Annotated in this window: 7 protein-coding genes; 1 reads left to right on the top strand and 6 read right to left on the bottom strand. The window is 72.9% G+C overall.

Features of this window, described 5'->3' with window-relative positions:
* Positions 1-260: 260 nt before the first annotated feature.
* Positions 261-569: an AzlD domain-containing protein gene (locus tag ACQ0O7_RS37860; protein ID WP_430789877.1), complete on the bottom strand. Its 309-nt coding sequence runs from the start codon at positions 567-569 to the stop codon at positions 261-263.
* Entirely contained in the window at positions 563-1456 is an 894-nt protein-coding gene (locus ACQ0O7_RS37855; RefSeq protein ID WP_430789875.1) for an AzlC family ABC transporter permease, read from the bottom strand. The genes ACQ0O7_RS37860 and ACQ0O7_RS37855 overlap by 7 nt, the downstream gene beginning before the upstream one ends.
* A gap of 67 nt (positions 1457-1523) precedes the next feature.
* Here ACQ0O7_RS37855 and ACQ0O7_RS37850 point away from each other — a divergent pair, with 67 nt between their 5' ends.
* Complete coding sequence (locus tag ACQ0O7_RS37850) at positions 1524-2081, top strand: helix-turn-helix domain-containing protein (protein WP_430789873.1); 558 nt, start codon at positions 1524-1526, stop codon at positions 2079-2081.
* Here the strand turns inward: ACQ0O7_RS37850 and ACQ0O7_RS37845 are convergent.
* The 4 genes from ACQ0O7_RS37845 to ACQ0O7_RS37830 all read right to left on the bottom strand — a co-directional run bounded on the left by ACQ0O7_RS37845 (position 2078) and on the right by ACQ0O7_RS37830 (position 6056).
* A complete protein-coding gene (locus tag ACQ0O7_RS37845; RefSeq protein WP_430789871.1) occupies positions 2078-3028 on the bottom strand; it encodes an ABC transporter ATP-binding protein in 951 nt (316 codons plus the stop codon). The two genes, ACQ0O7_RS37850 and ACQ0O7_RS37845, sit on opposite strands and share 4 nt — an antisense overlap.
* The gene (locus tag ACQ0O7_RS37840; protein WP_430789869.1) at positions 3025-3825 is read right to left on the bottom strand and encodes an ABC transporter permease; all 801 of its coding nucleotides are present in this window, start codon (positions 3823-3825) and stop codon (positions 3025-3027) included. The genes ACQ0O7_RS37845 and ACQ0O7_RS37840 overlap by 4 nt, the downstream gene beginning before the upstream one ends.
* Entirely contained in the window at positions 3818-4678 is an 861-nt protein-coding gene (locus tag ACQ0O7_RS37835) for an ABC transporter permease (RefSeq protein WP_430789867.1), read from the bottom strand. The genes ACQ0O7_RS37840 and ACQ0O7_RS37835 overlap by 8 nt, the downstream gene beginning before the upstream one ends.
* A gap of 1075 nt (positions 4679-5753) precedes the next feature.
* Positions 5754-6056, bottom strand: coding sequence for a hypothetical protein (locus ACQ0O7_RS37830; RefSeq protein ID WP_430789865.1), 303 nt, complete (start codon positions 6054-6056; stop codon positions 5754-5756).
* Between the last annotated feature and the right edge of the window lie 456 nt (positions 6057-6512).

Below are 6512 nucleotides of genomic sequence, written 5' to 3'. Positions count from 1 at the left end.
GGTCGGTCAGGCCGGGCGGGCCGGGCCGGTCGGTCAGGCCGGGCGGGCCGGGCCGGGCGGGCGGGCCGGGCCGGGCGGGCGGGCCGGGCCGGGCGGGCGGGCCGGGCCGGGCGGGCGGGCCGGGCCGGGCCGGGCGGGCCGGGTCGGGCGGTCGGGCCGGGTCGGGCGGGCGGGCCGGGCCGGGCCGGGCGGGCCGGGTCGGGCGGTCGGGCCGGGTCGGGCGGTCGGGCCGGGTCGGGCGGTCGGGTCGGGCGGGCCGACTACTCGATTCCGGCCAGGCGGAGCAGGGCGGTCGCGGCGGCGGCTGCGATCACCACCACCACGAAGGGGGATCGGCGCCAAGCCAGCAGGGCGCCGACCAGCACACCGGCGGGACGGGCCAGGCCGGCGAACTCGCTGCCGGCCATCAGTGCGGCGGTTCCGGCCAGGGCCGCCAGCAGGGCCGCGGCCGACATCGGCAGCAGGCGCCGCACCTGGTCGGAGAGTTCCAGCCGGTCGTGCAGCAGAATGCCGCTGAGACGGATGGCGTAGGTGCCGGCCGCCAGCACCAGGATCGCGGCGATCAGCATCGCCCCTCCTCGTTTCCGGAAACACCCGTCCCGGCACCACCACGCCCCGACGCGGCGGATCCGGGTGCGGTGGGGGTGGACATGACCGTGGCGGGCGAGGCGGAGCCAGACCCGGCGGACCCCGGCACGATGGCGGTGAGCCCGGCCCCGGGCGAGGCGGAGCCGGACCCGGCGGACCCCGGCACGGTGGGGGTGGGCCCGGTCTCGGGTGCGGTGGGGGTGGAGCGCCGGGTGGGGCGCAGCAGGACCAGGAGGCCCAGGAGGGCGCACATCACCGGGAGGCCGGCCGGCAGCACCGGGGTCAGCAGGACGGCCAGGACCGTGCCGGCCAGGGCCACCAGGCGGGTGTCGCGGTCCCGGAGGGAGGGCAGGATCAGGGCGATCAGGCCGGCTGGGAAGGCCGCGTCCAGGCCCAGGGCGTCCGGGTCGCCGGTGGCGCCGCCGAGGAGGACGCCCAGGGCCACGCCGATGTTCCAGGCCACGAACAGGGTGGCGCCGACCAGCCAGTAGACGCGGCGGCGGGCGGCCGGGGTGGACTCGGCCAGGGCGAAGGCGACCGATTCGTCGGTCATCAGGTGGCTGCCCACCAGACGGTCCCGCAGGCGTGGCCCGACGGCGTCCGCCACCGCCAGGCCGAACGGCAGGTGGCGGGCGTTGAGCAGGAGACCGGCCAGCACCGCGGCGATCGGGTTGCCGGCCGCCAGCAGGCCGACCGCCAGGAACTGTGAGCCGCCGGCGAAGACCAGGACGGACATGACGAGTGGAACCCACTGCGGTAGCCCGTACGCAATCGTGATCGCACCGAAGGAGGCGCCGACCGCGAGAGACGCGGCGGCCAGGGCGGCGACGTCTCGCGGGCGGGCACGTGTTCGATATAACGTCCCCATAGTTCGACATGCTGAACGACACCACAAGTGTTCGTCAAACCGAACGCATCAGACCGATGGAGCGAACATGCAGCAACCGGCACCGCCGCTGGCCGTCATCGCCGCCGCACTGCGCCGGGAACGGGACCGGGCCGGGATCTCGCTCACCGAGCTGGCCCGGCGGGCCGGACTGGCCAAGTCCACCCTGTCCCAGCTGGAATCCGGCAGCGGCAACCCGAGCATCGAGACACTGTGGGCGCTCGGGGTGGCGCTCGGCATCCCCTTCAGCCGGCTGATCGAGCCGCCACCGTCACCGGTGCGCGTGGTCCGGGCCGGCAGCAGCCCCCGGGTCCGGGCCGAGGGCGCCGACTTCTACGGCACCCTGCTGACCGCGGCGGTGCCCGGCGTCCGGCGCGACGTCTACGTGCTGGAGCTGGAACAGGGCGCGCGCCGCGACGCCGACCCGCACATCCCGGGCAGTGTCGAACACCTCGTGGTGTCCGCCGGCCGGATGCGGGTCGGGCCGGTGGACGAGCTGGTCGAGGTCGGGCCGGGCGACTACGTGACGTTTCCGGGTGACGTGCCGCACAGCTACCAGGCTCTGGAGGCGGGCGCCTGGGCGGTGCTGGTGATGGAGCATCGTTAGCGATCGGCGTACAGGCGGGCCACCACGTCCTCGATGTCCGGCTCCACCACCGACAGGTCGCGCACCGGCACCGCGGTCACCAGCTCGGCCACCGCGGCACCAGCCGTCACCGACTCCAGGGTGAACGTGACGCGATGACCATTCGCGGTCACCGCGGCCAGGGTGGTGCCGGTCAGAGCGAACCCGTCCGGCAGTGGACGCTCCAGATCGGCGACCAGGCTGCGGCGCGAACCGTACCGGGAGTGCAGCGCCTCGATGCTGCCGTCGTGCACCACCCGGCCGTGGTCGATCACCACCAGCCGTTCGCAGAGACGCTCGATGTCGGCCAGGTCGTGGGTGGTCAGGACCAGGGTCACGTCACCACCGGCGCCGAGTTCGGCCAGGAACGAGCGGACCGCCTGCTTGCTCACCACGTCCAGCCCGATCGTCGGCTCGTCCAGGAACAGCACCTCCGGGCCGTGCAGCAGAGCCGCCGTCAACTCACCGCGCATCCGCTGGCCCAGCGAGAGCTGCCGGACCGGGGTGTCCAGGAACTCGTCCAGGTCCAGCAGGTCACGGCAGCGCCGCAGACGGGCGGCATGCTCCCGCTCCGGCACCCGGTAGACGTGCCGGAGCAGCGCGAACGACTCCCGCAACGGCAGATCCCACCACAGCTGGGAACGCTGGCCGAACACCACACCGATCCGCAGCGCCAGCCGGGTGCGCTGCGGGACCGGGGTCAGCCCGCACACCGACACCCGCCCGGACGTGGGCGTGAGCACACCGGTGAGCATCTTGAGCGTGGTCGACTTCCCGGCGCCGTTCGGGCCGATGTAGCCGACCATCTCGCCGCGCTCGATGCTCAGGCTCACCCCGTCCACCGCCGCCACGACACGCTTGCCGCGGCGCAGGCGGCCGGTCTTCACGCGTACGGTGAAATCCTTCTTGAGGTCCTGCATCTGAATCATGAGCCGGTGCTCCGGTAGTGACGGATGCCGAATCGCCAGACGACGCCGGCGAGCGTGGCCGCACCCAGTGCGACCAGCGGGGACAGGAAACCGGACCAGGCCGGCAGACCGAGCGGATCATCCCGGCCGAGGAGGGCGAGCGCCGGCTGGTAGGCGACGAAACCGAAGCCCAGCGCGTACGCGAAAAGGTTCCGGAACCAGCCGCCGTAGACCGAGATGGGGTACGACGTGAAGTCCCGCCCGCCGTAGGTGAACGCCGACCCGATCTCCCCGGAGTCCACCCACCAGAACGCCAGGCTGGCACTCAGCACGAAGATCGACCCGAAGAACACACAGGCCGCCAGCGGAGTGATCAGAATCAGCAGCACACGGGCCGGGGTCCAGTCCACGTCGTTGGCGGCGACCGCCAGCCCCAGCACGGTGAAACCGAACACCACCCGCAGCGCCTTCCGGATCGGCAGGTCCATCAGCAGCAGCTGAGGCAGCGCCGCCAGCGGCCGGACCAGCACCGCGTCCAGAGTGCCGGCCCGCACATAGGTCTTCAGCCGGTCCACGTTCCCGACCAGCATGTCGGCCAGCGCGAACCCGGCCGAACTGATCCCGACGATCAGCACCGCCTCCCGCAGAGTGAAACCGCCCACAGCCGGGGTGGCCCGGAACAGCACCAGGACGGTCAGCACGTCAAAAACGGTCGCGCCCACGTTGCCGAACAACTCGATCACGAACGACATCCGGTACGAGGCGGCCGAGCGGATCTGGGCGGCACCCAGAGCGGCGTACGCCCGCAACTCACCCACCCTGCACCACCAGGCGTTTCTCCGCCCGCCGCTGCACCAGGCCGGCCAGCAGCAGCACGATCACGGCCCACACCACCTGCAGCGCCACCAGAGCCGACTGCGTCACCGGGCCGTCCCGCTCGGCGATCACGTCCAACGGCGTCTGCAGCAGGCTCGGCAACGGGGTGAGCAGCCACAACGGGTACAACACCGGCTCCGGGAGCAGCCGCAGCGGGAAGTAGAGGCCGCCCAGCACCCCGGAACCCAGAGTCCACAACATGATCGGGCCGCGCGCGTCCTGCAGCCAGTAGGCCGTCGAGTTCACCAGGTACTTGCAGCCGAAACATATGATCACCGCGAGCATGATCGACAGCGCGAACAACGGCACCGTCTGCCACCGGGCCGGCGTGTGCAACGGGAAGAAAACCGCCCCGGCCAGCAGCGGAGGGCCGAACCGGGTGAGCATCCCGTGCAGCGCCCGCCCCAGGTCAGCGGCCAGATAGGCGGTCACCGGACCGATCGGACGTAACAGGTCGGCCGCGATGTCACCACTACGGATCCGGTCGGCCAGCTCCGTCCAGCCCCAGATCCCGATCACACTGAGTAGACCCTGGCCGACCCAGACGTACAGGGCGAGCTGGTCCGGGGCATAGCCGCCCGGACTGTTCCCGGCCGCGCCCTCAGCCACCGCCAGCAGGACATAGCAGCGCAGGAAGCCGAACACGACGTTGGTGAACGTTCCGGCTATGGTGGCTTGCCGGTAGGTCGCGTACCGCCGGAAACCTGACCCGATCAGTGCACCGAAAGTAGTAACGGAGGCGCGGAACGGACCGATTCGAGAGATCGTCGGCACGCTGGCGTCTCGCTGGTCCACGCCGTTAATCTCCTTTCCGAAACCCTGCTGACGGAGCCGGGAGACTCTACGCGGATCTCCCTGCCGCCTGCGGCTCATTTTCTTGACAGGTGGAGTTCGCCGTGACGGAGCGTTGCCCATCGACGCACCAGGACGCCCGATGAGCGGATGGGGCTCCCGGCCGGGCGACGGCTGGGACGACGAACCCGCCTGGGTCTACGAGATCACCTGGGAATGGCAGCCACTGCCCGGACAGCGCTATCCCGGTGATCCCGGACGCCGTAAGGCCGTGCACACACCCGTCTACGAGGCGTCCCGCGGTGGATCCGCGCCCGCCAGCTCGGTGCCGGTCAGCCCCGCCGGCCGCGCATCGGTCCCCGGCACGTCATGGGCTGCCGATCAAAATCAGTCGCGGTACGAGGAAATGCGCCGTGATCAGCCCGGTGGTGGCGCGCAACCGCACCGGGATGAGCCGTCGTGGAACCGGCCCATCCACATGCACGACCGCCTTCAGGGTGGGGACGGGCGGCGTGGGGGTGCGCCCGTCTACGGGCGTGAGCAGGGGTCGGCGCCCGGCGGTCAGCCCGGTGTCCAGCCTGGCGGTCAGCCCTTCGGCGGTCCCGGTGGCGGCGGTGCTCAGGGGACGGATCCGCGTGGACAGCGGCCCGGTGGAGCGGGGCGTCCCTCGGTCCCGGTCAACCCCGGACACCCGTCAGCGCCGGCGCCGGTGTCACCCGGACGTGGGGGGCGGCCCGGCGGACAGATGCCGCAGCGACCCGACGGCTCCGGCAACGGCTGGAACCAGGGTCAGCAAGCCCCCGGCGGGCCGGGGGCTCCCGGCGGCCCCGGAACTCTCGGCGGTCCCGGCCACCAGGGTGGACCCGGTTCTCAGGGTGGACCCGGTTCTCAGGGCCGGCCTGGCTCCTACGGCGGACCGGGACAAGTCGGACATGGGCAGGGTGGGCCGGGGACCTATGGCAGGCCCGGTTCCGGAGGACCTCTTCCGACTCGCCGTCCCACGCCGGCCGGAGGATCCGGTGGTCATCCCGGTGGTCAAGGCCGTCCCGGGCCGCACGGGGGCCCGGCCGGAGTGCCATCACACGGTGGACCCGGCGGTCCGGTGCGCCGCGATCAGAACGGGCCCGGGCGTCCGGAGCACGGTGGGCAGGTTCCGCCCGGCCAATACGGTGCTCCGATGGCGCCGGCCGCCTCCGCGGGCTTCCCGCACGGCCAGCCCCGGCCCGAGCAGGACCCCGGATACCAGGCACGTCCGGACCAGCAGCGTCCCCGCCAGGACGGAGAGTTCCACCAAGGCGGGGAATTCCAGCATGGTGGCGAGTTCCGGCAGGGTCGTGAGCTCCGTCAGGGTGGCGAGTTCCACCGAGGCGGCGAGTTCCACAAGGGTGGGGAACCTCGCCAGGGTGGGGAGCCCCGTCCGGGTGGTGGGGCGCGCCCGAGCCCGGGACAGATCTCGCCCGCCGGGCCCACTTACGGTGGCGCGCGCCCGGCTCCGGCTCAGGCGTTCCCGGCTCGGATGCCCCGCGAGGGCCGCAGTCCCGACTCGCCGTTCGACCTGCGCCCGGCACCCCAGGACCGGAACTCGCCCGCACCATCCCGCCCGGCCGCACAACCGACCCGGGTCACGCCGCAGCAGCCGGTCATGCCGCCGGCCGCGGTCTACCCACCGGCGGCCGGCCCGCAGCCCGTAGCCGGCCGTGGCGCACCCGGGGTGGCCCCGGTCTCCGGGATGGCGGCCCCGCACGTGCCGCCCACTCCCCCGGGCTTCACCCCACACCAGAACCCGGCGGCGCACGGCCACCCGGCCCCCGGCCAGCCGTTCCCCGGCCACACCGCC

The organism is Actinoplanes sp. G11-F43 (assembly GCF_050589265.1).
Taxonomy (GTDB): Bacteria; Actinomycetota; Actinomycetes; order Mycobacteriales; family Micromonosporaceae; genus Actinoplanes.
The sequence above is the reverse complement of the archived record's forward strand: the minus strand, read 5'-3'. Positions and strand labels throughout refer to the sequence as shown.